At 44.6% G+C, this 24,788-nt stretch carries 21 protein-coding genes; 16 read left to right on the top strand and 5 right to left on the bottom strand.

Features of this window, described 5'->3' with window-relative positions; all coding sequences use genetic code 11:
* The first annotated feature begins 516 nt into the window (after positions 1-516).
* Entirely contained in the window at positions 517-1,257 is a 741-nt protein-coding gene (locus AS034_RS08405) for a FixH family protein (protein ID WP_162266028.1), read from the top strand.
* A gap of 82 nt (positions 1,258-1,339) precedes the next feature.
* Here the strand turns inward: AS034_RS08405 and yhfH are convergent, their stop codons facing one another.
* Positions 1,340-1,474: a protein YhfH gene (gene yhfH, locus AS034_RS22320; RefSeq protein WP_071616743.1), complete on the bottom strand. Its 135-nt coding sequence runs from the start codon at positions 1,472-1,474 to the stop codon at positions 1,340-1,342.
* Between the two features lie 197 nt (positions 1,475-1,671).
* Here yhfH and AS034_RS08410 point away from each other — a divergent pair, with 197 nt between their 5' ends.
* The 7 genes from AS034_RS08410 to AS034_RS08440 all read left to right on the top strand — a co-directional run bounded on the left by AS034_RS08410 (position 1,672) and on the right by AS034_RS08440 (position 11,442).
* Positions 1,672-2,406, top strand: coding sequence for an MBL fold metallo-hydrolase (locus AS034_RS08410; protein WP_058298195.1), 735 nt, complete (start codon positions 1,672-1,674; stop codon positions 2,404-2,406).
* 10 nt (positions 2,407-2,416) lie between these two features.
* Positions 2,417-3,403 (top strand): lipoate--protein ligase, encoded by a 987-nt coding sequence (locus AS034_RS08415; protein ID WP_058298196.1) that lies wholly within the window; start codon positions 2,417-2,419, stop codon positions 3,401-3,403.
* Positions 3,404-3,593: 190 nt separating this feature from the next.
* Positions 3,594-6,002 carry a M14 family zinc carboxypeptidase gene (locus AS034_RS08420; protein ID WP_058298197.1) on the top strand — a complete coding sequence of 803 codons (2,409 nt, stop codon included), beginning with the start codon at positions 3,594-3,596 and terminating at the stop codon, positions 6,000-6,002.
* Positions 6,003-6,178: 176 nt separating this feature from the next.
* On the top strand, positions 6,179-7,735 hold the full coding sequence (locus AS034_RS08425) for a fatty acid--CoA ligase family protein (protein ID WP_058298198.1): 1,557 nt from the start codon (positions 6,179-6,181) through the stop codon (positions 7,733-7,735).
* Positions 7,736-7,853: 118 nt separating this feature from the next.
* Positions 7,854-8,630, top strand: a complete 777-nt coding sequence (locus AS034_RS08430; RefSeq protein WP_058298199.1) for an enoyl-CoA hydratase-related protein — start codon at positions 7,854-7,856, stop codon at positions 8,628-8,630.
* A 355-nt stretch (positions 8,631-8,985) separates the two neighbouring features.
* Positions 8,986-9,954 carry a nuclease-related domain-containing protein gene (locus AS034_RS08435; RefSeq protein ID WP_058298200.1) on the top strand — a complete coding sequence of 323 codons (969 nt, stop codon included), beginning with the start codon at positions 8,986-8,988 and terminating at the stop codon, positions 9,952-9,954.
* A gap of 237 nt (positions 9,955-10,191) precedes the next feature.
* Positions 10,192-11,442 carry a YeeE/YedE family protein gene (locus tag AS034_RS08440; protein ID WP_032089246.1) on the top strand — a complete coding sequence of 417 codons (1,251 nt, stop codon included), beginning with the start codon at positions 10,192-10,194 and terminating at the stop codon, positions 11,440-11,442.
* 40 nt (positions 11,443-11,482) lie between these two features.
* Here the strand turns inward: AS034_RS08440 and AS034_RS08445 are convergent, their stop codons facing one another.
* A complete protein-coding gene (locus tag AS034_RS08445; RefSeq protein ID WP_032089245.1) occupies positions 11,483-12,040 on the bottom strand; it encodes a helix-turn-helix domain-containing protein in 558 nt (185 codons plus the stop codon).
* Between the two features lie 104 nt (positions 12,041-12,144).
* Here AS034_RS08445 and AS034_RS08450 point away from each other — a divergent pair, with 104 nt between their 5' ends.
* The 3 genes from AS034_RS08450 to AS034_RS08460 all read left to right on the top strand — a co-directional run bounded on the left by AS034_RS08450 (position 12,145) and on the right by AS034_RS08460 (position 14,859).
* Positions 12,145-12,873 carry an AzlC family ABC transporter permease gene (locus AS034_RS08450; protein WP_058298201.1) on the top strand — a complete coding sequence of 243 codons (729 nt, stop codon included), beginning with the start codon at positions 12,145-12,147 and terminating at the stop codon, positions 12,871-12,873.
* Positions 12,866-13,177, top strand: coding sequence for an AzlD domain-containing protein (locus tag AS034_RS08455; protein ID WP_058298202.1), 312 nt, complete (start codon positions 12,866-12,868; stop codon positions 13,175-13,177). Before AS034_RS08450 ends, AS034_RS08455 begins: the two co-directional genes overlap by 8 nt.
* A gap of 413 nt (positions 13,178-13,590) precedes the next feature.
* A complete protein-coding gene (locus tag AS034_RS08460; protein WP_058298203.1) occupies positions 13,591-14,859 on the top strand; it encodes a M48 family metallopeptidase in 1,269 nt (422 codons plus the stop codon).
* A 21-nt stretch (positions 14,860-14,880) separates the two neighbouring features.
* On the opposite strand, the gene AS034_RS08465 is transcribed toward AS034_RS08460, so the two are convergent.
* Both AS034_RS08465 and AS034_RS08470 read right to left on the bottom strand, forming a co-directional pair.
* Positions 14,881-15,543: a DUF421 domain-containing protein gene (locus AS034_RS08465; RefSeq protein WP_058298204.1), complete on the bottom strand. Its 663-nt coding sequence runs from the start codon at positions 15,541-15,543 to the stop codon at positions 14,881-14,883.
* A 108-nt stretch (positions 15,544-15,651) separates the two neighbouring features.
* On the bottom strand, positions 15,652-15,891 hold the full coding sequence (locus AS034_RS08470; RefSeq protein WP_176716087.1) for an IDEAL domain-containing protein: 240 nt from the start codon (positions 15,889-15,891) through the stop codon (positions 15,652-15,654).
* Positions 15,892-16,088: 197 nt separating this feature from the next.
* Between AS034_RS08470 and AS034_RS08475 the strand changes: the two genes are divergently transcribed.
* Positions 16,089-16,622, top strand: a complete 534-nt coding sequence (locus AS034_RS08475) for a competence protein ComK (RefSeq protein WP_058298205.1) — start codon at positions 16,089-16,091, stop codon at positions 16,620-16,622.
* Positions 16,623-16,658: 36 nt separating this feature from the next.
* Here the strand turns inward: AS034_RS08475 and AS034_RS08480 are convergent, their stop codons facing one another.
* Entirely contained in the window at positions 16,659-17,063 is a 405-nt protein-coding gene (locus AS034_RS08480) for a YhjD family protein (RefSeq protein WP_032089238.1), read from the bottom strand.
* 291 nt (positions 17,064-17,354) lie between these two features.
* Between AS034_RS08480 and AS034_RS08485 the strand changes: the two genes are divergently transcribed.
* The 4 genes from AS034_RS08485 (at position 17,355) to AS034_RS08500 (ending at position 24,112) form a co-directional block, all read left to right on the top strand.
* Positions 17,355-19,325: a S9 family peptidase gene (locus tag AS034_RS08485; protein WP_058298206.1), complete on the top strand. Its 1,971-nt coding sequence runs from the start codon at positions 17,355-17,357 to the stop codon at positions 19,323-19,325.
* 232 nt (positions 19,326-19,557) lie between these two features.
* Positions 19,558-20,199 (top strand): TVP38/TMEM64 family protein, encoded by a 642-nt coding sequence (locus AS034_RS08490; RefSeq protein ID WP_058298207.1) that lies wholly within the window; start codon positions 19,558-19,560, stop codon positions 20,197-20,199.
* Entirely contained in the window at positions 20,196-20,756 is a 561-nt protein-coding gene (gene lepB / locus AS034_RS08495) for a signal peptidase I (protein WP_058298208.1), read from the top strand. The genes AS034_RS08490 and lepB overlap by 4 nt, the downstream gene beginning before the upstream one ends.
* Positions 20,757-20,899: 143 nt before the next feature.
* The gene (locus AS034_RS08500) at positions 20,900-24,112 is read left to right on the top strand and encodes an AfsR/SARP family transcriptional regulator (protein WP_058298209.1); all 3,213 of its coding nucleotides are present in this window, start codon (positions 20,900-20,902) and stop codon (positions 24,110-24,112) included.
* Positions 24,113-24,788: the final 676 nt, after the last annotated feature.

Raw genomic sequence — 24,788 nt, forward strand, 5'->3', positions numbered from 1 at the left:
AATTAACCCGAACTAATTTGTGTTATTAAATGCAAATTAGTTCGGGTATTTTATTTTATGGTACTGATAATAAGTTTTAGCTTTTTCCAGCGGTTGATTGGAGTGCAAGATGAAGACTCCTGCGGGAAGAGTAGCTTATAAGAAAAGCGGAAGGGCTTCGAATAGAGGCGTGTGGCATAAGACGAATCGACCACGAAGGCGTTCTTTGCCTTCTTGGCCGGTTTGACTTATGACATGTGCCTCTAAGCCCTGCAGCTGGACATGTGAGACCCCGCAGGAGCGCAGCTTCGAGGAGGCTCACGGGCTACCCGCGGAAAGAGAAGTCTTGCACGGAAATCAATAGCGGTGATTTGACTCTACCCCAAGTTTTTCGTCTTTAAAGGAATAGTTTTTAAGTTTTGTCCCGAGATTGTTTTCATTCATAAATTGGACAAACCATTATAGGGTGAGAGGGTGTATACTATGTGGTGAGAAGTTCATAATGGTTAGTAATCAGGAGATTGAAGGAGAATGGTAATGAAAAAGACTCTGTTATTTTTAACAATGGGCATAATTGCACTATTTATCTCGGCTTGCGGAAATTCAAACGGTGATGAGCCAGCTGAAAAAGACAACAACATGGAACCGATCGAAGCAAAGCTTGATGTACCAGAAAAGAGTGGTAAAGGACAAGCCGTGGCGCTGTCCACAAAAGTCACTCAAGGTGACGAAAACGTTGATGATGCAGATGAAGTGAAATATGAAATATGGAAAAGCGGCCACAAAGACGAAAGTGAAATGATCGAGGCAAAACATGAGAAAGACGGCGTGTATACAGCAGAAAAGACTTTTGATAAAGACGGGATAAACACCGTACAGGTCCATGTGACAGCACGGGACATGCATACGATGCCCAAAGCTGAAATTGCAGTCGGCAATACAGAAGGAGAGGATCAGGATCACGGGGGAGACGACGGAAATGACCATCAAGGACATCATGAAAGTACAGTCTCCATTCATCTGAAGAAGCCTGATACTGTAAAAGCGGAAGAAAAAGCCGATTGGAAGGTTCACGTGGAAAATGAAGGTGAAGCACTTGAAGGCGCCGAGCTGCGGCTGGAAATCTACAAAGAAGGCCAGGAAAAGCACGAATGGGTGGATATGACACCCGGCGAACCTGGTGAATACAGTGTAACATACGCCTTCCCGGAGAAAGGTTCATATAACGTCCAGGTGCATGTCACCAAAGGGGAAGAAATCCACGAACACACGATGTAGACAGTGGAAGTCGAATAATATAAAAAAGGATGCTCTCAGTTTAAATAGAGAGCATCCTTTTTATTACCCCTTAATGAACCCATTAATATTCATGATCAGTCGTACATTTTTCGCAATAGATACCGTAGCATTCATGCTGCTCTTCAATGACTTCCCCACATTGTGCACAAGACTTAGGCGGCAAATTTCGAAAGAATTCCATAATATTTTTTACCATGTTCATCACCCTCCGTAATTTTAATTTCACCCGTCATTTGTTCGTGTTATATAACTGGTGTGTTAATTTATTTTATTGTATTATAACAGTATGGAGTTCGTCAACGATTTATTCAAAACTAGGCTCAAAAAATGAAAAAATAGGCAGAATGAAGTATAGTAAGGTTGTAATCATACATTTTCACGGGGAGGTTCAATATGAAGCTGACCATCATCGGTCATTGGGGTGGATACCCTAAGGCAGGCGAAGCCAGTACAGGTTATCTGCTGGAACACAATGGCTTTACATTATTAGTGGATTGCGGGAGCGGGGTCCTCTCCCAATTACAAAAATATATTGATCCCACTGAATTGGACGCCGTACTAATTTCCCATTACCATCCAGATCATATTGCTGACGTCGGGGTGCTGCAGCATGCTTTATTAATACAGTATTTCTTAGGAAACTCAAAAGGGACTCTGCCGGTTTATGCCCATAACGAAGATACACATGGTTTCAAATCGCTTACATATAAGGACTTAGTGAAAGCTCATGCTTACAACGAGCAGTCCAAATTAACAATCGGTCCATTTTCGGTTACTTTTGTAAAGACAAAGCATCCGGTTCCGTGTTACGGAATGAGGATTGAAGCCGATGGGAAATCCATATTTTACACAGCGGATTCAGCCTACAAAGAATCTTTTGTGCCGTTTGGGAAAGATGCAGACCTGCTGCTTTGTGAATGCAATTTCTATGGGGACATGGATGCATCGGGAGCCGGGCATATGACAAGCCTGGATGCTGGGAGGCTTGCGGAAGGAACGGGAGCAAAGAAACTGATACTCACCCATCTCCCTCATTTTGGAAATCTTGACCAGCTGGTTTCTGAAGCAAACACTTTCTTTAAAGGAGAAACGGAGCTTGCAAGACAGGGAATGGAAATCATCATTTAGGAGGAACACGATGTTATTTATTGATAATAAAGGGATCACAGATCCAAGGATCAACCTGGCAATCGAAGAATATGCATTGAAGAATTTTGACATCAACGAAAGTTATTTACTGTTCTATATCAATGAACCATCCATCATTATCGGAAAGAATCAAAATACAATAGAAGAAATCAATACAGAATATGTTGAAAAAGAAGGCCTTCACGTCGTAAGGCGTCTTTCAGGGGGCGGGGCGGTTTACCACGACCTGGGAAACCTGAACTTCAGTTTCATCACAAAGGACGACGGCGAAAGTTTTCATAACTTCAAGAAATTCACTGAACCCGTCGTCAAAGCCCTGAACAAGCTTGGTGTCAATGCTGAACTTAGCGGGCGTAATGACTTGATGGCAGAAGGAAGAAAAATCTCGGGTAATGCTCAGTTCTCCACAAAAGGACGCATGTTCAGCCACGGTACATTATTGTTCGATTCTGAAATGGAAAACGTCGTTTCAGCTCTTAAAGTGAAGAAGGACAAGATTGAATCAAAGGGAATCAAATCCATCCGCAGCCGCGTCGCAAACATATCTGAATTCCTCTCTGAAAAAATGACGATCGAGGAATTCCGCTCCACACTTCTGGACTATATTTTTGATGGAAGCGACGTTGAAGAATATGTTCTGACTGGAGAGGACTGGAAAAACATTAACGAGCTATCCAAAGAGCGTTATCAGAACTGGGACTGGAATTACGGGAAATCCCCGAAATTCAATCTCCAGCACTCGCACAGATTCCCGGTCGGCGGGATCGATGTTCGATTGGAAGTGAATAAAGGTGTGATTGAAAACTGCAAGATATACGGAGACTTCTTCGGCGTCGGCAATGTAGAGGACGTAGAGGAGAAACTCACCGGCACCCGCTATGAAAGAAAAGAGATTGCACAGGCATTGGAAGGTATAGAGATACAGCATTATTTTGGCAAGATTACAAAAGAAGAATTTGTTGATTTGGTGTATTAATGCATATAAAGGAGCACTCCCGTATTATGGGAGTGTTTTCTTATGTGCAGGATTTTTGTACGACCTGCCGTCCCGCTCAGATGCAGTATTTGGTAGTATTCTACCAGTATGAATTTAGAACTAAATATTTATGTACCATTATGAATTATTATTCTATCATTATAGTATTACATAATTTGGAGGTACATACATGAAAAACAAGTTACTTGCAGGAATTGCCAGTTTCACACTGCTTGCTTCCACCCCTCTCAACGTATTGGCCGATTCTCCTCAAACGGTCATCCAAAACACTCAATTAGAGGAAAAAGATAAGAGCTTATTCAATAGTGAGCACTATGATTTTGTGAAGTACTCACAAATAGAAGGGAAACTGAATGCTCTTGCTAAAGAAAGCAGCCGGATTTCCGTCGAAAAGAGTGAAACGAAGTCTGCCCTGGGCCAGGACATGTATGTCGTGACAGTGTCCGATCCTTCTGCAAAAGGAAAGTTTGGATATTATAAGGGTCTCCGCAAAAAGATGATCAAATCTCCCGAGAAAGCCCAGGATTTCATTGAAAAGCACCCTGATTTAAAAGTACCGGTCATGATAAATGGTTCGATACACGGTACTGAGTTTGTAGGAACGGACGCCGTTCTTCAATTAATAGAACGATTTGCAACCGACAATGACGAACAGACAAAAACCATTTTAGAAGACCACATATTAATTTTTAACGTTACAGCGAACCCGGATGGGCGTATTGGTGCAACCCGATTCAATGGCAACGGAATCGATCTCAATCGTGACTTCATCACTCAATCGCAGCCTGAAACTGAACATATGGTAGATTTGATCACTGAATGGAATCCGATGGTGTTTCTTGATCTTCATGGATATGTGAAGGGGTACGGCGGTCCTTCAAAACCTGGACTCATTGAACCATGCACTCCTCCTCATAACCCAAACTATGAATACGATTTGTATTCCAAGTGGGCCATGAATCAAGCCGAGGCAATGGAAGCAAGCATTGTAAGCAATAAGGCTGATTATGAAAATACGAATACAGAAACGTCCAAGGTGGATTATCAAAATATGGAGGGTACATATATCCCGCAGCGTGATGATTCAGCAGGGTGGGACGATTATCCGCCGATCTTCACGCCGATGTATGCAATGTATCACGGGGCATACGGCTATACGCTTGAAGCACCAACAAATGATTGGGATGGCGTCCAGTGGACATATGATGCTGTGATGGGTGCATTGAGCTTTGCGAGTGAAAACAAGGCAGAAATGGTAAAGGATCAAATCGAAGTGTTCAAACGCGGCGTTCAATTCGATCATCCATTCCATACAGAAGGTCATTTCCCGTCAGCGTATATAATACCGCGTGACGACCAAGATCAGACTGCCACTCAAAAAGCTGTCGCACACCTTCAAGATAATGATATTACCGTGGAAGAAGCTAAAAAAGAATTTACTTATGAGGGAGTGACGTATCCGAAAGGCACCTATATTGTACCTTTGGATCAAGCAAAAGCGGGGCTTGCCAATACGATGCTTTGGGATGGTGAAGACATAACGGAAGACACGCCGAGCATGTATGACATTTCCGCATGGAACCTTCCGGAATTATGGGGATTCGAAGCCGTTGAGGTAAGCAGCGAAGACCAGCTGAATGTCAAATCCAATGAAGTGCGGATGCTTGATTCGAAAGGTGAAGTGATTGGTGACGGGCCTTATGCCATCCCGAATACTTCAGTGGAATCTGTCTTTTTGGCAAATCAGCTGATAAATGAAGGCCACACCCTGTACAGGGGGAGTGATGGCACATTTTATGCCAACAGTTCAGCTAAGTCTGAACTTCAAACCCTTGTAAAAGATTCAGCTGTAACCATTACTACTGAATCCATACCTGAGGAGGCAAAACAACTATCCTCCCAAAAAGTGACAATACTAAAAGATGGCGGAATCAATAAAGCTCAATCTCATTCCGGAACAAAATTGGCGTTGGAGCGCCTAGGGTTCCAAGTTGTTGAGAAAACTCCAGTACAGGTAGCCGAAGAAGGATTGGGAGAAAGTGACGTATTCATCTATAATGGAAGATCAAACTTGATTTCTTATGAAAACAGTACGGCAAATAAGGAGTTCGGACTGCAGGACGCCGCTCAATATGAAGCGTTTAAGGCAAACGTGAAAAGCTTTATTGAAGAAGGCGGAAACTATCTGGCCATCGGTGCTGGCGCTTCCCAGGCATCGGTCAAACTCGGCCTGAGTGATGTAGAAGTGAAAACGGGCGGCTCAAACAGCAACGGAATCGTCCAGGTGGCACACGGTGATTCCCCTTATACAGCCGGTTATGACGCCGCGGATATCGGATTTGTCTACCAGCCGGCCTGGTACTCCAATACCGAAAACAAGGAAGTGTTATCAAGCTATAAAAATAGTGAAGATTTCTTTATGGCCGGTCACTGGAAAGATAGAGGGCAGGCACAGGGGAAACCGGTCATGGTGAAGGACGGGAATATCTTGTTCATTGGATTGGAACCAACCTTCCGGGATCACACGGATTATCTGTTCAGACTGATCTCAAACGCCATTTTTGCCGGATTAAAATGATTCCCATAAAAAGAAAGACTGTCCTCGATAAGGGCAGTCTTTCTCTTATTCTATCAAACGTTTTTCTGAAGCGGGGGACTTGTATTAATACTATTCTTTATATAAAATATATTTTGAATACTTTTAATAGTTAGATGAATGACCATTCATTCATTTTACAAAGGGGAGGGATTTCAATGAATATTTCAAAGCGGCTGGAGCAAATCGCTTCTGAAAAAGCAGACAAGACAGCCTATCATTTCCTGGATCAATCGAGTACATATGGAGAGTTGAATGGTGCCGTCTCTAAATTTGCCAGTGGATTAGAACAGCTTGGATTGAAAAAAGGGGATCATATCGCACTCGTTCTGGGAAATTCACCGCATTTCATCATTGGATTATACGGGGCAATGCGCCTTGGATTGAAGGTCATCCCGGTGAATCCGATTTATACACCAGACGAAATCGGCTACATCCTGCGGAACGGGGATGTAAAGGCAATTGTTACACTGGACCTGCTTCTTCCGTTGATTGAAAAGATGCACCACTTACTGCCTGATGTGCAGCATTTCATTCTTTGTGAATCAGGTGACGAGCGGGCAAAAGGGGTAAATGTAGAAAAACTCGCTGAGGCAAACCCAAAATTGAAATCGTTTACAGGGGTTTTGACGAAAGGGGAGGTGAACTTCAGCGGTCCGGAAATCGATGAAGAAGAAGTCGCCATCATCCTTTACACATCAGGGACCACCGGAAAACCGAAAGGAGCGATGCTGACCCATAAGAATATTTACTCGAACGCACATGATGTCGGCAGCTACTTAAAGATGAACGAAGAGGACAGGGTCATCACCGCGCTTCCGATGTTCCATGTTTTCTGCCTGACCGTCGTACTGAATGCGCCATTGCTAACCGGTGCGACGCTCTTGATCGTCCCGCGCTTCAGTCCGAAGGAGATTTTTACCTTGTCAAAAGAATTTCAGCCGACTGTGTTTGCGGGCGTTCCGACGATGTACAATTTTCTCTATCAGTATCCGGAAGGAAATCCGGAAGATTTATCTTCACTGCGCCTTTGTATCTCAGGTGGTGCCTCCTTACCGGTTGCCCTCTTGAAAAACTTCGAAAAGAAGTTCAACGTCATGATTTCAGAAGGATACGGTTTATCCGAAGCATCACCTGTCACGTGTTTCAACCCGCTTGACCGTCCAAGAAAACCCGGTTCGATCGGAACTTCCATCATGAATATCGAGAATAAAGTAGTCGATGAGCTTGGAGATGAGGTTCCTGTCGGACAGGTAGGGGAACTCATCGTCAGGGGACCGAATGTCATGAAGGGCTATTACAAAATGGAAGAAGAAACAGCGGCAGCCATCCGTGACGGCTGGCTGTATACAGGGGATCTTGCAAGAATGGATGAAGAGGGCTACTTTTTTATCGTAGACCGCAAAAAAGAATTGATTATCGTCGGCGGCTACAATGTGTATCCGCGTGAAGTGGAAGAAGTGCTCTATAATCACCCTCAAATCATTGAAGCTGCCGTCATCGGCGTGCCTGACCCCGAAATGGGCGAAGCGGTGAGCTGTTATGTGGTCAAAAATGATCCAGCACTCACGGAGGATGCAGTAAAAGAGTATTGTAAAAAACACCTGGCCAAATATAAGCTTCCTTCTCATATCGAATTCCTGGAGGAGCTGCCAAAGAATACAACAGGGAAAATACTGAGACGCGCATTGAAAGAGCAAGTCCTGCAGTCTTGATTTTCTGGTGTCCAGTGGTGTTCACTGGGCATCTTTTTTAATTGTTGGAAGGGTTTTCACGGTATTTGTCGAATGATACTTATTGAGAAACTATACACAAACAAAGGGGAGAACCATCTTGGAATCGATTCTTTTAGAACAAAAAGGACACGCTGCCCTGGTCACGATCAACCGGCCTGAGGCAATGAACGCCTTTAATTATGATACGCTGAACGAATTGCAGCAGGTAGTGGATTCACTCCGCCTGAACCCTGACATCCGTGTCGTGATATTCACAGGGAGCGGCGAAAAAGCCTTCAGCGTCGGAGCTGACTTGAAGGAGCGCAAAACATTGACTGAAGCCCAGGTGCTCCGCAATGTGTATAAAATCGGCGAAGTCTTTCAATCAGTTGCCACACTTCCGCAGCCGACGATTGCTGCGATGAACGGTTACGCATTCGGCGGCGGGATGGAGCTTGCCCTTGCCTGCGATTTTAGACTGGCGGCAGCAGGCACATCCATGGGCCTCACCGAAACGAGCCTTGCCATCATCCCGGGAGCAGGAGGCACCCAGCGCCTGCCGCGTCTGGTTGGGGAATCCAAGGCCCTAGAACTGATCCTCACAGCCAAACGGCTGACTTCGGAGGAAGCCCATGAAATCGGCCTGGTGACAAAGGTCGTGAGTAAAGACAACTTCCTTGAAGAAGTGCATGCCTTTGTTGAGCCTATGCTTTCAAACGGACCGGTTGCCCTGCAGCAGGCAAAATTCGCCGTGAAGAACGGCATGAACGTCGACCTCCAAACCGGCCTGCAAATCGAACGAAAAGCATACGAAATCACCATCCCGACCGAGGACCGCGTGGAAGCACTGATGGCATTCAGTGAGAAGCGGAAGCCGGAGTTTAAGGGGAGATAGGTTTTTATTTTGTTGAGGAGGACCCGCTTGGGATGGCGGGTTCTTTTTTTGTGGGGAGGTTTTGTGGGAGGTGAGGGGGTTAGTTTGGAAAATGGGTTTTGACAAATTAGGGGTTTGGGGGTGGGGAGCGATGAAGGAAATTCGACATGAAGGGCACAATTATTAAATTTAAAGGTAGAATTAATTGTTTCAGAGGCAGAATAAATAATTAAGGGGCACAATTATTTAAATGAGAGGCAGAATTCTTTTTTTAAAGGGGCTAATTAACTTCACAACCGGAATTCTCATTAAAAAAAGGAGGATTTTAACAATTTTTGTGGAAGTATAAATAGACAAATCTTAAAGGAGTGATCGATTGATAGTAAAAGAGAGAGAAATACCCTTAAAAATAGAACAAATTGACGCCTTATTGAGGAACTTAGTTCCAAACCATTTTAAAGTATCTGTTGTTCAGCATGATTTAAAGAAAAGGTCAGCCGGTTATAACGGTGAAAAGGCGATTGATTACCACCTTAGCTTTCTGTCAGGTAAAAAGTATATGATTTTTAATGATCTAAGACTCCCGCTGCCCCCTTATCACTTTCAAATTGATTCCTTGCTTGTTACCCCCTATTACTGTTTAATCCTTGAAATAAAAAATATCTCGGGTACATTAACTATTGATCCCGAATTTAACCAGCTGACCAAGTATTATGATGGTGTAGAGACTGGATTTTCTGATCCAATTTCACAGGCACAGCGCCAGAGCCTTCTCCTGCAGCGCTTTTTTTATGAAAACAAATTGGTTATGCCTCCGATTGTATACCTTGTTGTTATTAGCAACCCTAAAACAATATTGAAAATAGCAAATGGCCAAAAGCTTACCCCTCCGTATACAAAAATTATCCATGCACAAAATCTAATTGATGAAATCAGTAAACTAAATAGCAAGTTTACAAAAGAAACAGCTAGTAAAAAGGATATCAGTAAGATTAAGAGAGTCCTTTTAAATAGTCATACACCGTTATACACAAATATTTTAACCAACTATGGATTAGAAAAATCTGATCTTATTCTAGGAGTCCGGTGTGAAATTTGTTCTGGGAAAATGGAGAGACAGCATCGGACATGGTATTGTCATTCATGCAAGTTTACATCAAATACTGCACATGAAAGGATAATAGAAGATTACTTTTTGTTAATAAAGCCATCCATAACTAATAAAGAACTTCGAACTCTGCTTGGAATTCAATCACCCAAAACCGCCCGCCTCTTATTAAACGCACTCAACCTAAAAACCACGGGCTCCACCAAAGGCACTATCTACCACAAAGAATTCCACTAACCAACATTCAGCCCCTAATAATCCTCCGCCCAGCACACCCTCATCCCGAACCCAACCGCAACCGCAACTGCAACCGTCCCAATCCAATGATCCAACCGCCTGCCCCAATCCCGGCCAAATCCCTACCAAAAAACACAACCCCACTCTGCCAAACCATTCCTTTGACATCCACCTCCAAATCAATTACTATATGAAAATGAATTCCAACTAAATCAATCAGATTAAGGAGGGTTTGGCATGGGAAGCTATGTTCAACCTATAGATGAAACAAAAGGTCCCAAGAAGGGCAGCACTGATTTGAACCCGCCCCAGACATCATTGGTGGCCGGGGGCTCGGTGGTTGCGGCGATTCTCGGTATCTATTTATTATTTACGCAGGACATTTCGCAAACGGTACTTCTTGTGCTTGGTTTGCTTTTGGGATATACATTATTTCACGCACGTTTCGGCTTCACTTCGGCGTTCCGCAGGGTGATGTCAGTGGGGAATGGCCAGGCGCTTAGAGCGCATATGCTCATGCTGGCTGTTGCTGTCACGCTGTTTGCACCGATCTTGGCAACCGGTTATACCTTTTTTGGCGGTGAGGCAGCAGGTTATGTGTCACCGGTCGGTGTGAGCTTGATTGTTGGTGCCTTTATGTTCGGAGTCGGTATGCAGCTTGGCGGCGGATGTGCTTCCGGTACGCTGTACGCAATCGGCGGCGGACGCTCAGTTATGTTCATCACCCTGTTGTTCTTCATCGTTGGAGCGACAATCGGCGCGGCTCATCTTCCATTCTGGACAGAAGAATTGCCATCATTTGAACCGATTTCACTTGCAACTTCTACCGGTCTCGGTTATTTCGGGGCGTGGGCTGTTTCCATTGCATTCTTTGGCTTCATTGCGTGGCTCACGCTAAGAATTGAGAAAAAGAAAAACCCGCCAAGAATGGCGCCGCTTCCGTCAACAAAAGGATGGAAAAGGATTTTGCGAGGCTCCTGGCCGATGCTGGCAGCTGCGGTTGTCCTTGCGGTTCTGAATGCACTGACTCTGATGACGAGGGGAAATCCTTGGGGAATCACTTCCGCTTTTGCGCTGTGGGGTTCAAAAACCGCGGCAGTCTTCGGTGTGGATGTGGCAAGCTGGGGATACTGGTCAGGAGCGAATGCTGAAGCTCTGCAGGCTTCCATTTTTGCAGATTCCACAACGATCCTGAACTTTGGCGTCATACTTGGGGCGTTCCTTGCTTCAGCAGCGGGCGGACTGTTCCGTTTTAACAAGGTCACCGGCAAAAACGCAGCGGCATCGGTCATCGGCGGTCTGCTGATGGGGTATGGTGCGCGGCTGGCATTCGGATGTAATATCGGTGCTTACTTCGGAGGCATCGCTTCATTCAGCCTTCATGGCTACCTCTGGGGGATTCTTGCATTGGCGGGTACATTCCTGGCTCTTTTCCTCAGACCGATGTTTGGTTTGTCCGTACCAAAGCCTAAGGACACATTCTGTTAGATCACATAAAAACTCCTGCCCTAAAACGGCAGGAGTTTTTTTATTCATTTCCATAGTAAATCACCATATGGCAGACGGCCTGTCCGTCAGATGAATTTACATATTGGTGCCCCGAATCCGCGGCAAAGCGGATGGAACTGCCTTCTTGTAATTCATAGGTTTCGTCTGCGATCTGCAGGGCGATCTTCCCTGAGATTACAGAGATATATTCCTCCACACCCGGGGGATGACCGTCATTTTTATAGGAGCAGCCCGGCTTCATCTCGACACGGTAGCTTTCCCATTTTTTAAAAGGGTCAAAAGGGAATATCGGATAAACAATGTAATTCCCATCATCTTCGAGAACGGGCTGTACATCCTTGTAATGAGTGATGGACACCTGGTGCCGGGGTTTTTCTATAAGTGATGAAAATGAGACTTTTAATCCATTCGCGATTTTCCACAGGATGGCCACAGTCGGATTCGAATCACCGCGTTCGATCTGGCCGATCATGGCTTTACTCACACCGGTCGCCTCTGCCATCTGCTCCAGGCTAAATCCGCGCTCCCTGCGGATCTTTCGTATGTTCTCACCAATTTGAATCGGGAAATTTTCCATAATCAAAAACCTCTCTTGTATACTATAACGTCTGTATGTATAATATAATAAATTATCAAATTATTAAAATAGTTTATTATCTTTATTATAAAGGAAGTGAAGAGATGGAGGCACTGCTTTCTACAAAAAAAGCAAGTGATTTTCGTCAGGGACTTCAGGGCGGGGTCAGCATAGCCATCGGATATATGCCTGTCGCACTTACATTTGGGTTACTGGCAAAGACTACCGGCCTGACTGTCACCGAGACCGTTTTGATGAGTATGCTTGTATTTGCAGGGGCCGCTCAATACATATCGCTGAGTTTGATTGCAGTCGGGACGGGAATCCTTGAAATCATCCTTACGACGTTCATCGTGAATATCCGGCACTTCTTGATGTCTGCATCGCTGAGTGAGAAGCTGGATGATGATGAGCTGTATAAAAAACTGGGCTACGCATTCGGGATCACTGATGAGACATTCACAGTCATCAGTGTGAAAGAGGGAAGAGTAAAGACGGGTTTCGCCTTCGGTGTCATTTTGATTTCGTATGGCAGCTGGGTGGTCAACTCAGGGATCGGATACTTTATAGGTGAGATCCTTCCCGGGTTCCTGCAGGCAAGTATGACCATCGCCCTTTATGCCATGTTCGTCGGCCTCCTTGTCCCGTCAATGAAAAAAAGCGTCAAGGTGACTTTTCTGGCATTGACCGCGGGGGCTATGAACAGTGTACTCCTATTTACCACGAATTTATCGAACGGCTGGTCTATTGTACTGGCAACGATTGTTTCAGCCATCCTTGTGGAGGCGGTTGTCGTATTGAAACGGAAAGGGGGAGGAGTCGGGGATGAATAATGCTGTGATCTGGATGATCATCGGGATGGCAGTGGTCACCTATATTCCGAGGATGCTCCCTTTTATCGTTTTTAAAGGAAAAGAGCTTCCTCCTTTTTTGCAGGGTGTCTTGAAAAATGTACCGTTTGCGGTTTTGGGTGCATTGATATTCCCCGGCATTTTATTGATTCAAGAGGGCAATCTTTTATTCGGCCTTGTCGGGACAGCCGCCGCCTTCCTCCTTGCTTTCCTCGGAGCGAATGTGATTGTGGTCGTCATCGGTGCAATTTCCATTTTATCTCTTTATTCGGTATTCTTAATGTAAGGAAAAAAGTCACGTGTTCCCGTGGCTTTTTTGTTTGGACATTCCGGGGACCGGCTGGATATTATGCTTGTCGCCTATAAACGGGCCGCCTCCACTTTTCTTTTGTCCAGCTGCAGGGCTTAGAGGCCCATGTCATAAGCCAAACCGGCCAAGAAGGCAAAGACCCGCCTTCATGTCTGATTCGTCTTATGCCCCCCGCCTCTGACCAAAGCCCTTTCGCTTTTATGTTGTCCAGTTCCGGCGGCTAGAGGCTCGAGACATAAGTCATGCCATCCAAAAAGGCAAAGAGCGCCTTTATGGCTGCCCTGCCTTATGCTTGTCGCCTCTAAACGAGCCGCCTCCACTTTTCTTGTTCTATTTAAAAGGACAAGATATTACATATAGTAAGAGAGGTAGGAAGGGAGGAAGGTAATTTGGTAAGAAAGTGGGCTTTCCGGGCGGTGCTTGGTTATTTGCTGCTGGGATTATTTTTATATGTGTATTTGTTTATTCTGGCGGATTCCTCGCTGCCTGACAGCTTTAAAGGGAGCAGTGCAGATCCTGCCACATTCATGAATGCCAGGGAGATCATGCTGAGTGAGGAATTTTCGAAAATCAAGAATCTGCTGTTTTTCCTGTCGACTCCTTATGAGTGGTTGTTTTATTTCCTGATCCTGATTTTAGGTGTATCAAGAGGGTTTGAAAAATGGGCGAGGGGCACGGCGAAAAACCAATTCATCCAGACGGCGGTTTACTTGTTCTGGTTGTCGCTTGCTTCATTCATTGCCATTTTCCCTTTGCAGTTCATCTCTTATAAAATTTCAAGGACGTATAATATTTCCACACAGAATTTTTCGATGTGGATGAAGGATGAATTGACGGATTTCTGGGTGAACTATTTGATTATGTTCATCATTGTTTCTGTCCTGTATGGTCTTATGAAGAAGTTTAAGAACCGATGGTGGCTGGCGGCATGGGCATTGTCCGTTCCGTTTACGATTTTCATGATGTTCATCCAGCCGGTTGTGATCGATCCTTTGTATAATGATTTCTATCCCCTTAAGGATAAAGCCCTTGAACAAAAGATCCTGACGCTGGCGGATAAAGCGGAAATCCCTGCTGATCATGTGTTCGAGGTGGATATGTCCGAAAAGACAAATTCGCTCAATGCCTATGTGAATGGGGTGGGGTCGAATTCCCGGATCGTTCTTTGGGATACGACACTAGAGCAACTGACAGACAAAGAAATTCTGTTTGTCATGGCTCATGAAATGGCTCACTATGTAGAAAAACATATCTATATCGGAATTGCGATTTATCTGGTGCTTTCATTCTTCGGTTTGTTCCTGGCTTCGAAGCTGATGAGGGGGATCGTGGCCAATTATAAGGACGATATCAAGGTTTCGAGTGTATCGAGTCTCAGCTCCCTGCCTTTATTCCTCCTGCTCACAAGCATGCTGATGTTTGCGGTCAGTCCGTTTTCGAACTGGATTTCCCGATATCAGGAAACACGTGCGGACCGGTATGCAATCGAGATGACAGAGGATAAACAGGCAGCCATCACTTCGTTTCAGAAGCTTTCCAAGGTCGGCCTCTCGCAGGTGAACCCTCCGATCCTGGTGAAAATTTTCAGATACGGGCACCCGACGATGATGGAGCGTTTAATCATGCTTGAGCAATATGAACAAGAAGAGAAGGAATAAAGAAAAAGCCTGGTCGATTGACTAGGCTTTTTCCCTTTTACTGATGACGAGATTTTTCTTCTTCTCTGTCATATACGCATAGATGACGTCTTTAGGGTGGAGACCTTCCTCAGTTAATTGAGCCATCAGCCAATCCCTGTTTTTCCCGAGCAGGTGCAAGTTGCGTTTTTGGATTTTCCCATCGACAATGACCGAGATGGGGAGGCCTTCGTCATCAATCTTTAAATTCAGGTGCTGAACCGTGACAGGTGTGTTTTCTACCTTGGGGATGACGCTGACTTCCCCGATCGGCTCCAGCATGGCATAATCCACGTCGGAGATTTTCGGATAGCCGTTTGCCCTCAGGATGGAAGCAAGCTGGATTAGGGAAATCTTTGATTTTTCCAGATTGTCTTCAAGGATTTCTCCGTTTTTAATCAGGAGTGTCGGCTCACCCAAGAAGAATTTGTTTCCCCATTGCCATAACGTAAGATGTGAAAAAAGGACATGAAGGGCCACCAATATGACCAGTGCGGTGAAGGTCGGCCAGAACTCTGTACTGATTAACGGCTCTGAAGCGATTGTCCCTACAATGATGATGGCGACGAGATCATAGGGCGTCATCTGGACGATGGTCGATTTCCCCATGAGCCTCATGGCCGCGATGGTGACTAAATAAAGGATAAGTATCTTGATGAAAATCATGGCGATCGCTCCATGTAAAGGTTTTGCGTTTAGCTTTTACTTTTATGGTCAAAGTCATTCTTCAGGCAAAAAGGAAGGCCGGCTCGTTCGTGAGAGCCGGCCTTTCTTTTATGATCCGTATCGAATATTGATTTCCTTTAATTCTTCGGTGAGTTTTAAAAATAACGATTCATCTCTATGATCCAGGGCTGCATCGATGTCTTCTAACAACTTTGTCTTTTGGGACGTGAGAATGATTTCGTTAAGCAGCATATCAACGTAGATTTCCATGACATTTTTTTCGCCATTTCGTTTCCGGGTCATCGCAGAAGCTTTCATCATTTCTGTATAGGACTTTTTATTTTCCAATACGACCACCTCTGAATTCTTTTTATTAGTATATGGAAGGAGAGACAAAAATTCAACCAAAATATTAAATATTCTGATAATTTTTATCGAGGGGGCCAGGCTCAATGAAATAATATCTGAATTTTTTAAAAATAATGGAGACACCTGTTGGTATTTGTGGTATTATTTTGGAGAAATATGTAAAAGGAGGAGAAAATATGAAGGGTAAATCGCGAATTTTGGAAGAATATGAAGTGAATCCTCATACTTTGATGTTAAAGCCTGTAGAATATGGTGCCAAGACATTTACTGAAATCATTGAAATGGAGGATGTCATACTTTCTCCGTTTAAGCCGATGGACATTTTGAAGAAAAGCTGTGAATTCTTCGGTTCTTCGTACCAGGGAAGGAAGGACGGCACGAAAGAGCTGATTGGTATTTCATATAAGGCTCCAATCATGTTAAATCCTCATATGTCGATGTTTTTCTTTCCGACGGTTTCTCCTGTGAAGAGTGATTGTATGTGGATATCTCATTCCCACGTAACGAGTTATGCTGCTGCCGAGAACGGTCAAACCTCCGTGACCTTTCAAAATCGGGAATCCCACCTGATCCCCATTTCATACAGCTCATTTGAAAATCAAATGCTTCGTACTTCCAGCCTTCGAATCGCCTATTCCCAGCGGGTTTCAGAGATGGAAAGTAAATACACGATGAAATCATTCTACCTGAAAAATAAAACAAATGCGTGAGAAGCCTTGATCACGCTTTTTTTATTTGAGTGGAAGTCAGGCCTGGCGGGGGCTCTCCGGTTTTTCCGAAGGGGCTTTTGTTTCCAGGAACCGGCGGAATAAATAATGACGCAATAATTCTTCCACTCTGTTTCGGAGCCGCGGGTTAAAGTAATTGTGATGCTCCTCGTATCCTTTGTATAAAAACATATACATCGTGAATGCATCGTCCGATTGGAGCCTTTCCACCTTCATCTTATTTACCCTCATATACTTTTTCACATATGCAAGCTCGCCCTGGATGACTTTCATGGTTTCTTCAATCAGTTCAAGATAAGGGCGCTTGAGTTTAAACGGGCTTTTATCTACAATTTGCAAGTCTCGATTTAAAATTGTCAGCACCATGGGCAGGTAAATGGCCTGTTCTAAAATGTTACGGTCATTCTCCGGGATTCGTGTCATATGAAAAGACCTCTTTTCATTCTCTGTTATCGAACTTATGTTCGTGTTTCTATTTTAAATTGAAATGGATTTACTTTCAATAGCGAAAAATGGAGAATCGGGGATTTGTTGTTAGTATGAAGGAGAAGTGCCTTTCCTATCCGTTTAATACCGCTGCCTGATTTTTGTGAAGTCTACACTTTCCGCGGGCGGCTGGTGGGCCTCTGGAAGGAACTGCCCAGCTGCTAAAGGAAATAAACTTTCCCTGTCGAACTAAATATTCAGGACGTAATAAAAAAGGAGTTAGTAAATATGAATTCCAATGCAATCAACATAAAAGATTTATATCAGATAAAGGCCCTTTCAGATCCGCGGTTATCGCCGGATGGAAAAGCGGTGGTTTTTGTGCAGACCGTCATGGATGAAGAAAAGGATGATTATCTTTCTTGCTTATTCTGTCTTGAGCCGGGCACTGGCAAAACGGCTCAATGGACTTTCGGGAAGGAGAAAGTGTCTTCGCCAAGATGGTCGCCGGATGGAGGACGCATTGCCTTTATATCCAACCGCACCGGGAACCCGGAGCTTTATGTGATGAACAGGAATGGCGGGGAAGCGGAGCAGGTGACAACTGCAGGAAGGGGAATTTCCAATCCTGTCTGGTCGCCGTGCGGAACAAAAATCGCATGTGTGATCCGTTTGGAAAAAGGCGAATCTCTTCAAGGGGACAATGAGGAAAAAGAAGATAAGATTAAGCCTTTTGTTGCTTCCTCCATGAAATATAAATCCGATGACCGCGGATTTCATGATGATCGTTATGCCCAGATTGTGTTGATCGATCTCGCACAAAATGAGATGAAAAGGCTGACGGATGACGAACATGATTATGCACTTCATACATGGCATGGCAGCAATATCGCCTATTCAGCTGACTTTGAAGAGAATAAGGATTTTTCATTTACTTCGGCCCTTTACTTATTTGATTTAAAATCGAAGACATCGAGAAGAGTATCGGAAGAAGAGGGGTATTATGTAGGGGCCAGTTTTTCCCCTGACGGAAGATACCTTGCCTACATAGGTCATAACCGGGAATATGAAAATGCCACACAGAACAAGATTCATTTATACAATATGGAATCGGGTATCTCCCTGTCGCTTATCGAAGCGATGGATCTCCCGGTGGGGGACTATCTTAATAGTGACAGCATACAAGGGTCTTCGCAGTCGGGTATCGTCTGGTCGAAGGATAATGAAAGCTTTTATTTCATCGCATCCGACCGCGGCAATACAATCCTCTATTATGCTCACATAGAGGGTGCGGTTTATCCTGCCCTGTTTGAAGAAGAGCAGCATATTTATGGTTTCGACTTTCACTCGGAAGGACAGAAAGCGGTCCTCGCCATGAGTAAACCGGAACAACCGGGTGAGCTTTATACGCTGCACGTTCCGACAGGGAAGATAGAAAAAATGACCGATGTGAATGCAGGATGGTTGAATGGCAGACAGCTGTCGTCCCCGGAGATGTTCATGATTGACGGCGGGGATGGCCTGCCCCTTCAAGGGTGGATCATGAAGCCTGTAAACTTCAGTGAAGGAAATAAATATCCTTTGATCGTAGAAATTCATGGCGGCCCCCACACCATGTATGGCAATACTTTCTTTCATGAACTGCAGCTTCTCGCCGGCAGCGGCTATGGCGTCTTATACATAAAGCCGCGTGGGAGTCATGGATATGGACAGGCCTTTGTTGATGCAGTAAGGGGGGACTATGGCGGAGGGGACTACCGCGATATCATGGCGGCAGTGGACTATGTCCTTGAGGAATATAAGTGGATTGACGATTCCAGGCTCGGGGTTACCGGAGGGAGTTATGGCGGGTTCATGACCAATTGGATCATCTCTCATTCCGACAGGTTCAAAGCAGCCGTTACCCAGAGGTCGATCAGTAATTGGATCAGTTTTTATGGTGTGAGCGATATCGGATATTACTTCTCGGAATGGCAGATGAAGTGTGAACTGCATGATATCGAGACGTTATGGAAGCACTCTCCGCTTGCCTATGTGAAGAACATCCATACTCCGCTCTTGATCCTCCACAGTGAAAAAGATTACCGCTGCCCGATCGAACAGGCTGAACAATTGTACATAGCCTTAAAGAGGGACGGGAAACAGTCAAGGTTTGTACGATTCCCCGAATCGAACCATAATCTGTCCCGGACCGGAAGACCGTCTTTGCGGGAAGCAAGGCTTCAGGAAATCATCGATTGGTTTGACAGGTATCTGTAATTAAGTACGTACCGTCATTTCTTTATGGAATGGCGGTTTATTTTTGATAGGAAACAGCATGGGATTCACTGGCACCAGAAAGAAATGCAGACCTGTTTAAATTTCCTTTATTTTGGCAAAGGTTTAAGTACGGAGTATGGAAATCTCAAAGTGATATGATATGATAAAGTGAGCAAGCCAATGTGATAACGAATGAGAATCGTTCATCGTCGTATAAGGGGAAACATATACTATGGATATTAATGCAATAAAAGATTGGTTTACCCTCGAAAATATAATGGAATTGATTCAGCAGTATAAAGCACTGGGGCCATTCGCGGGAATTCTCCTGCCTATGCTGGAGGCCTTTCTCCCATTCCTGCCGCTGTTTGTGTTTGTGATGGCGAATGCCAACGCTTTCGGCCTGTGGTTCGGGTTCCTTTTCTCCTGGATCGGTGCAGCCGGGGGAGCCCTGCTAGTGTTTGTGCTTGTCAGGAGATATGGGGAGGCACGGGTGTTTCAATTTCTGCGGAACAACCGTCAAGTGAAGAGGCTGACCCGCTGGGTGGACAAACATGGTTTTGGACCATTGTTCCTGCTCTTATGTTTCCCGTTTACCCCTTCAGCGCTTGTAAACGTCGTTGCTGGATTATCCAGCATCAGCATCGCACAGTATATGCTTGCTGTCCTGACGGGAAAAATGGTGATGATTTTTACCATAAGTTTCATCGGATATGATATCATATCTTTAGTGAAACAGCCTGTTCGCACAGTGATTGTAGGCGTTATCATCTTTGTGTTGTGGCTGGTTGGAAAACAAATTGAAATTCGTTTAAATAAAAAGCTCGATATCGATCAAAAGATTGAACGGAAAAAGCAGGAGGAATCAAATTGAGAGAAGAGGTAAAAAGAGAAGGTCTTGAATGGATCAAAGCCCTGGGAATAGGATTAATTATTTTTATCGTCATTCGAACTTTTCTTTTCTCAAATTATGTGGTGGAAGGCGAATCGATGATGCCCACATTGGAAGATGGAAACAAGCTTGTCGTCAACAAAATCGGCTATCAGCTTGGTGAGCTGAAGCGGTTCGACGTCGTTGTCTTCCATGCAAACGAAAAAGAAGATTACGTAAAGAGAATCATCGGCCTGCCTGGTGATAAAGTAGTCTATAAAGATGATAAATTATATGTCAACGGAGAATATTATCCGGAACCTTACCTTGATAAATTCAAGGAAGAATATGCAGGGAATAAATTGACCGGGGACTTCACGATTGAAGAAATCACCGGTGAAAAGACAGTGCCTGAGGGGAAAGTGTTCGTTCTCGGCGACAACCGCAGAGGCAGCATGGACAGCAGATACTTCGGGTTCGTCGATCAAGAGCAGGTAGTCGGGAAAGTCGACCTCAGATACTGGCCGCTCGATGAATGGGATATGCAATTCAAGAACTGATAAACAGGAAGAATTTTGTTCGGGCAGATGAACAGAATTCTTTTTTTTTGCTGCTTAAATGGAATTAAGCTGTATCCATCCGTTCAAATTGCAGGATATATGGTAAAATAGTAAGAAAATTCGTTCGTTTTGAGGGTGATCGTGTGGGAACGGAAATTCCTATTATTGAAACGAAATTTGTTCCGCCAGTCGTCAAAGAGTCGTATATTCGGCGTCCTGAGTTAATGAAAAAAATGAGAACGATTACAAACTATAAACTATTGATCGTCCATTCCGGGGCGGGGTATGGAAAAAGCACAGCAGTCAGTCAATTCTTGCAGGATGAGAATCTGGATTATTGCTGGTATTCTATCACGGCCAATGACGATGGATTAGTGCCATTTGTTACGAATATTTTATACAGCATGAAGAAGCAGGTGCCTGGATTTGGCGGCGAATTAAAGGAAACGCTGGAATCAATCGGCCAGTATATCAAAGAAGAAGAGCTTTATAAATTAAGTGCGGTCTTTATCAATGAATGTATGAAGATCCCACATTCTCTGACCATCATCCTGGATGACTATCATCTGATCGATCATTCCTTCCTTATCAACCAGTGGATGGAAAAGGTAGTGGAATACCTCCCGAATCACATGCACTTCCTTCTCTCAACCCGGACCAAACCATCATGGAGTTCTTTCATTCAACTGAAGATTTCCCGCCACCTGCTCGAGATAACAGAAGCCGATTTATGCCTGAATGATGATGAAGTGGAAATGCTTCTTACTGACTTCTATGATAAGGCGATTCCAGAAGAGGAGATCCGGGCAATATGCAAATTGACGGAAGGATGGGTGATCGCTGTCAGTATGATTCACTCCCAGTTTCAGGAAAACCCGGACATCCTGATGGTGGATAAGCATTATTCTTCCTTGACAGAACTATTTCAATATTTGGCACATGAAGTCTTTTCGAAGCAATCTCCCATCGTACAGCAATTTTTAAAGCAAATCTCCATTCTCGAGGAAATCAATGGCGACACATGCGTTGCGGTGTTCGATGTGCCGGGATCTCATCAGATGCTGAAGCAGCTTTCAGAGAAAAATGCTCTGCTCCAGGAAATGAAAGGAGCAGCCCATTATCGTCTTCATGCTTTATTCAAGACCTATCTTGAAAGGAAATTGGCAGATGAAAATCCTCCACTGTATAATGAGCTGCAGTTGAAATGCGCTTACTATTTTGAACGGAAAGGGCAGTGGGAAAAAGCGGTCCATCATTACTTTAAAATGGGAAACATGGAGGCAGTCGCCTCGATATTGACGAGGGAAGCCGAGGGCATGATCAAGAGCGGGCACCTTGAGACACTGGGTGACTATCTTCGGCAGCTTCCTGAAGAAATCAAGGATCGCTATTATTCCCTTTGGGTATATCAGGGAGAATTCTTTCGCTACCGGTCATTTTATGAAAAGGCTGAGAAAGCATATACAAGCGGGATTAGGCAAGCCCGTGATAAACAGGATGCATTGATCTTAAGCCGCGCGTATGGAGGAGTGGGAAGTATATACCTCGATACGATCCAGCCAGGCAAAGCTCAGAGATATCTATTAAAAGCGATTGAGTCACTGGAAGGTGAAGAGGATGGTTTCAGCAACGAAAAAAATCAGCTCTACTATATGATATCGGAAAACCTGGTCAATTCCGGCAAAGCGGTACAGGCGAAAATCTGGTATGAAAAAGGCAGGGAAAATGGAGTCATGATGGAAGAAGGGAATCTTTTAGCAAGGATGCTTCTCCGGACCGGGAAGCTTCATGAAGCAAAGGGGCTCCTTATGGAAAAAGAAGACCATGAACAGCTTCCTCAGTCTCACCGTGAAAAAGAACTGCTGCTCTCATTGATTGAGTCATTCATGGGAAATGGCAGTAAAGCCAAAGTCCTTGCACAGCAGGGAATAAGCCAGGGAATCAAAACAAAATCCCCATTTGTGGAAGCGTGCGGCTGGATACGCATGGGGCACGCCGTTCAATTGATCAATAAATATGAAAGCGACCTGGCGAAAAACTGCTACGAAACCTCTTTGGAATTAATGAGTCAAATGAATATTTCCAGAGGAAAAGCAGAGCCGTTCATGGGTCTGTCGATTTTATACAGCAGAATGGGTGATCATCAAAAGGCAAAAGAATATGCGAAGGAAGCACTGCATGAAACAGAAAAAGTGGAGGATTCCTGGCTTTCTTCCTTGATCCTGCTGAGCGCGGGGATAAATGATTATTACCGAGGGGAAATAGACGAATCTTACAAACAGATCATCAAGGCCGGCAGATTATTTGATGCCTGCGGGGACGGCTACGGGAGAATGCTTACGAATCTATGGAAGAGCGCAGTCGCCTACAAACGGGAAAAACAGATAGAATTCAAGGAGTATATGACCGCCTTTCTGAATGAAGTGCAAATAGGGAATTATGAGTTCATATTCTTCAGGCAGACCACTTTCGGGCCAAAAGATCTGCAGAGCATCATCCCTTACTTGGTAAAAGCCCATCAGGAAGGGATCCATACAGCTTATTGCCTCGAACTACTTGCGAAAATGGGATATGAATCCCTTGCCTCCCATCCTGGCTATACCTTGAAAGTCCACACGCTGGGGAGCTTCGAAATATGGCTCGGAGATGAGAGGGTTACCGAAAAACAATGGCAAAGAGAGAAAGCCAAGGAATTATTTCAGTATCTCCTCATCCACCGTAACAGCATAAAGCGAAAGGAAGAAGTCATCGAAGAGCTCTGGCCGGAAGGGGGAGGTGCCGACAGGGATTTCAAAGTGGCCCTCAACACATTGAATAATGTACTGGAACCGAACCGGCCGGCGAGAGGGAAGGCATTCTTCATCAGCAGGGTGCAGGAAGGATACAAACTGAATGGACTGGCAGGGATCGAGTATGACAGTGACCAATTTACAAATTGGGTATCACAGGGCTTAAAGGAAGCCGATGCAGATCAATCCCTTCAATACCTGAAAAGGGGAATGAACTTCTATAAAGGCTCCTTTCTGCCTGACCGTAAAGGAACGTGGTGGACAGAAAAAGAAAGGGAAAGGCTGCAGCATCTGTACCTGAGGGGAATGGAGAAAATGGCGCAGCTCGCTGTACGTAAAGAAAGCTATGAAGATGCCATCGATTCCTGCCTCGTCATTATCGAACACGATCCGTTATGGGAAGAAGCTTACAGGATCCTGATGTATTGTTACTATCAAAAGAATAACCGTCCCCAAGCAGTGAAGTGGTTTCAAAGGTGCAAAAAACTCCTGGACAGCGAACTGGGAGTCGCCCCGATGGAGGCCACACAAAGAATGTATGAAATGGTGATAGGGGCGGGGAAATAGAGAAATAGGAAATAGAAAAATAGAGAAATAGAGAATGGTTAAATAGGAGAAACAGGTCCGGGTTGTGGGGGCCTGTTTTTTTATGCGGACCTGGGGCAGCTTTTAATAGAAGAAGGCTGGAAAACGACTGGATTAAGATGAAAAATCGTATTTTCATGCTTGAATGCTTGGGGAAATTATCATATTCATGGGTAAAAACGTCTTTTGTTCGATGTAAAAAACAAAAAAGGAGGCGGTGGCAGACGTTTCAAGCCCCTTTCCACAATTTACGTGCCACTTTTGAAAAATACAAGCCAGATTTCAAATTTACGTGCCACATTTTGAAAATACGAGCCACTTTCATAGAAATACGAGCCACTTGTCGAAAAATCTTTAAGCAGCTCATGCTGTTATAACGTCCCTCATCCCTCGGACTCCCAGGCCCCCTGATGTTCCAGCCTTATGCCCCTTCCTCTGAACGAGCCGCCTCCGCTTTTCGTTTTGTCCAGCTCCAGGGCTTAGAAGCACTTGTCATAAGTCAAACCGGCCAAGAAAGCAAAAAACGCCTTCGTGGCCGATTTGCCTTATGCCCCACGCTTCTGGGCAAAGCCCTTTCGCTTTTCGTTTTGTCCAGCTCCAGGGCTTAGAAGCACTTGTCATAAGTCAAACCGGCCAAGAAAGCAAAAAACGCCTTCGT

Source organism: [Bacillus] enclensis (assembly GCF_001456935.1).
Classification (GTDB): domain Bacteria; phylum Bacillota; class Bacilli; order Bacillales; family Bacillaceae_B; genus Rossellomorea; species Rossellomorea enclensis.